This window comes from Algoriphagus sp., assembly GCF_024642405.1.
In the GTDB taxonomy this organism is placed as follows: Bacteria; Bacteroidota; Bacteroidia; order Cytophagales; family Cyclobacteriaceae; genus Algoriphagus.
Genome location: NZ_JAHEBC010000388.1, coordinates 1 through 3,445, shown reverse-complemented (window position 1 = coordinate 3,445; position 3,445 = coordinate 1). Strand labels below are relative to the sequence as shown.

2 protein-coding genes and 1 pseudogene are annotated in these 3,445 nt (G+C 34.0%); all 3 read left to right on the top strand.

The genetic code is table 11. The features are described from left to right. Positions 1–2,180 (top strand): polysaccharide biosynthesis tyrosine autokinase (locus tag Q0L68_RS18220; protein WP_296705686.1); only part of this gene is annotated, 2,180 nt, incomplete at its 5' end. Positions 2,181–2,221: 41 nt separating this feature from the next. After that, positions 2,222–2,953 (top strand): 3-deoxy-manno-octulosonate cytidylyltransferase, encoded by a 732-nt coding sequence (gene kdsB, locus Q0L68_RS18215; protein WP_296705685.1) that lies wholly within the window; start codon positions 2,222–2,224, stop codon positions 2,951–2,953. Positions 2,954–3,109: 156 nt separating this feature from the next. Next, positions 3,110–3,445: pseudogene (locus Q0L68_RS18210) on the top strand (hypothetical protein); the annotation flags it as partial.

The following is a 3,445-nucleotide window of genomic DNA, read 5'->3' as shown; positions in this document are numbered from 1 at the left end:
CAAAAAACCTTGCTCATGAAGCCTTGCAGAAGGTTCATTTCGATGTAGAATACTTTGCTAAAACCAATATTAAAGCGATTGAGCTTTATGATCGATCTCCAATCAGAATTGATGTGGATTGGGATCATTTACAGGTAACTGATACCCCTTCTGAATTACAAATATTATCTGAAGATAATTTTAAAATTTTACCAGAGACTTCCGGTTTTATGGACTTTAATTCTGCGATGGCTGCGGGAGATGAGTCTATTTACAATAAGACCTTTAGTTTTGGTGAGGAAATAGAAACGGGAAGATCAAAGTTTACAGTTTTTCTAGTCAATCCAAGCAGAGCAGGAGAATCCATTGTTTTTAGTTTGAGAAACCCTGCTGTCTTGGAGGAACAACTTGGAAAAGCTATCAATGTCAGTCTTGTAAATGAATATAGCTCTGTATTAAGATTAAGTACTAATACAAAAGTTGTCGAGAAAGGCAGAGATTATATTAATGCTCTTATGACTTCTTACATAGATTACGACTTAAATGAAAAAAATAGAATCCAGGAAAATACAATCAGGTTTATTGAGGAGCAACTAGGGTTTTTAGAAGATTCTTTGAAGAATAAAGAACAAGAACTTCAAAATTTCAAGGTTGAAAATAAAATGCTGGATGTTTCAGCTGAGTTTTCAAACATATTAACCAAAATGAATACGTTGGATGAAATGAGTGCTGAATTGGACTACCAACTAAATTATTTTGAACAGATAAGACAGTACATGGAACAGAAAAGTAAAGACTTTTCTGATGTGATTGCCCCATCAGTCATAGGTGTACCTGACCCTTTATTAAATGGTTTGATTCAAACATTAGTTACACTTTCACAAGATAGAAGAAAGTTACTAGCCACAGTAAATGAGAACCATCCTGAGGTAATCAAGATAGATGTTCAAATGGAAAAGGTTCAGGAATCTCTATTTGAGAATGTAGTGAACCTAATTGCAAATACCCGCCAAAAGAAATCAAATATTCAAAATGATATTGACTTTTATGATTCCCAATTTTCGACTTTGCCTGAGTCTGAATCTCAATACACAGGGATTTTCAGAGAGTTTAAATTAAGAGAGTCTCTATATACCTATTTATTAGAAAAGAGAGCTGAAGCCGGAATTGCAATGGCCTCCAATGTCTCTGATAATTCCATTTTGGATCCTGCAAAAAGGGGAACTTTAATTTTTCCAAAAAAACAGCAGAATTATGGTTTGGCAATAGTATTAGGATTTTTGATCCCTTTTGGATTCATAGTTGTCAGGGATATTTTTGATGACACCATTAAAGATCAAAGAGATTTGAAGAAGAATTTTATGATTCCTCAGTTGGGAATTATTGGATATAGCCAAAAAGAAACTAATCAAGTTGTATTAGAGCACCCTAAATCTGCTGTAGCTGAATCATTTAGATCGCTAAGATCTGCAATTACTTATTTGGCAAGCGGGAAAAATACCAAGAAAATTTTAGTTACATCTTCAGTATCAGGAGAAGGAAAAACATTTACCTCTTTAAACCTTGCCTCAGCGATGGCTTTAGGTTCTAAAAAAACAATTGTAGTAGGAGGGGATTTGAGAAGGCCTAAACTAGCGTCCTATTTTGGTCATTCAGATAAAGTTGGTCTTTCTACCTATTTAATAGGAAAAGTAGATGCAGACGATATTATTTTTAAAAGCCAGCATGATAATCTTTATTTTGTTCCTTCGGGAGTGATTCCACCAAATCCTGCAGAACTTCTTCAGACCCAAAGACTAAAAGATTTTCTGCAATATTTAGAAGAGAGATTTGATGTGGTAATTTTTGATACTCCGCCAATGGGTTTAGTCTCAGAAACTATTGATTTGATGAGACTTTTTGATATTAATTTATATGTTGTTCGGCAAAGTTATACTGTAAAAGATCACTTGGTCATGATTAATGATTTGTTTAACAACAAACAAGTTAAGAATGTATATGGGGTTTTTAACGGAATAATAAACTCTGGATATCATTATGAAGGCTACAATTATGGCTACGGAAATACATATTTGTATTCTCAGAATAATAAGTATATGTACAATTATTATGGTGAAGATCTAGAATCTAAAAAGAAGCGAATCAAAAAAATTGATTCAGGTTTCATGAAAAAGTTGAAAAAGGCTTTTCGAGTGAAGTGATCTTTTCCCATTTTTCAAATAATCATTTTAAAGCAAATTCATTGAAAAGCGCAGCATTAATTCCTGCAAGATATGCATCAACTAGACTTCCTGCTAAGTTAGTTCAAGATCTTGGAGGGAAAACAGTAATACAAAGGACCTACCAAAGTACGCTAGCAACTGAAGTGTTTGATGAAGTTTGGGTTGTGACGGACCATGAAGAAATAGCGGACCAGATAAAGGCCTTGAATGGACTAGTTTTTTTTAGTCAAAAGCATCATGAATCCGGTTCGGACCGAATTGCAGAGGCTTTAGAACAAGTTGATGCTGATTTGATTGTGAATGTTCAAGGAGATGAACCATTCCAAGATAGAAGTTCGCTCAATGATTTGGTAGATTCTTTTAAAAATGAAGATGTTCAAATTGCCTCCTTAAAAACTATGATATCGGAAGATGAAGCCCAGAATCCGAATTTTGTTAAGGTAGTTACAGATATAAATAATGACGCTTTATACTTTTCGAGATCTGCAATCCCTTACAATAGAGAAAAAATACTAAATCTTTTCTATTGGAAACATATTGGGATATATGGATACAGGAGGGATGCTTTACTCGCATATACTCAAATGGAGAGAGGGAAATTAGAAGGAATTGAAATGCTGGAGCAATTGAGACTTTTGGAAAATGGCTTTAAAATAAGAATGGTTGAAACCATTCATAAGGCTGTTGCAATAGATACTGCTGAAGATCTTGCCAGAGCAAGGGCCATTTTAAGTCTAACAAAAGGTATTTAACTATTGTCGAGTCTCCTCCCACTGTTCATTCACTTAAATTAAAAATAGACTACTATCTTTTGATACATAAAGAATCGTCAAATCTTTGTTTTGAAGATTGCCAATTAAACAACCTGTTTTATGAATTCGTAAATTTTGCCCTCAATTTCTGTTAAAATGATTATGTTTGCCCAGTTTTTGATCGAGTTTAATAAAAAATTATATATGCGGAGTATCCGAAAATGGATTGTTGCAATTATCGCCCTAATTGCAGTTACGTCATGTGTTTCTAATGAGAAGATTATCTACCTTCAGAATCAGGAAGGAAATGAACCCATCGATGATGGTCAATTAATAACTTATGAGATCCCTGAATATAGACTGCAATACAACGACATAATAGATGTCAATATCCAAACCGTTGATGATATGATCCAAAACGGTTTTAATAATAAATCCGCAGCCATTCAAGGAACCAATCAAATGGGAAATATGGCTAGTCAGTCTGGCGGA